The organism is Acetobacter sicerae, assembly GCF_011516765.1.
Taxonomy (GTDB): Bacteria; Pseudomonadota; Alphaproteobacteria; order Acetobacterales; family Acetobacteraceae; genus Acetobacter; species Acetobacter sicerae.
Genome location: NZ_JAAABN010000090.1, coordinates 1 through 551 on the forward strand (window position 1 = coordinate 1; position 551 = coordinate 551).

The window sequence follows — 551 nt, forward strand, 5'->3', positions numbered from 1 at the left end:
GCATTCTCCGCGTCATAGACGGCCAGATGCACCGAACGGGAGCATCGATCGATGGCGACATAGAGAAAACGTTTCCGCCGTTCTCCATCCGCTGTCTGCAATTTTGGCAGATGTTTCACATCGATATGGACATAGCCGGGATCGTAATCCCGGAACTTTCCCTGTCCACGCACTGGCCCGGTCTTTGGAGCAGGAGGCAGTCTGTTCAGTCCAGCATCTTTCAGAATACGCCAGATATTGTCCCGTTTCAGATGTGGCAGGAAATGCCGCACGACGAAGGTCAGATCATCCAGGCCAAAACCGGTCGAACGCCGAAGCTGACAGACAATGGCGCGCTCTTCCTCCGAGGCTTTCCAGGCGAGTTTCCGAGGGCGGCTGCTGCGATCCCGGCAGGCGTCTGAACCACGCCTGCGCCACTTGCGGACAGTTTCATCGCTGATCCCGTAGCGTCTGGCGAGCACGGATGTCGGTTCCAACGAGCGGGCGATGTCAGCCCGCACGGCAGGTGTCGTGCGGGCCTGTGGGTGGATCTGAAGCATCATTCGCTCTCC

At 58.6% G+C, this 551-nt stretch carries 1 pseudogene; it reads right to left on the reverse strand.

The features are described from left to right. A pseudogene (locus tag GVI59_RS18740) lies at window positions 1–539 on the reverse strand (IS481 family transposase); the annotation flags it as partial. Window positions 540–551: the final 12 nt, after the last annotated feature.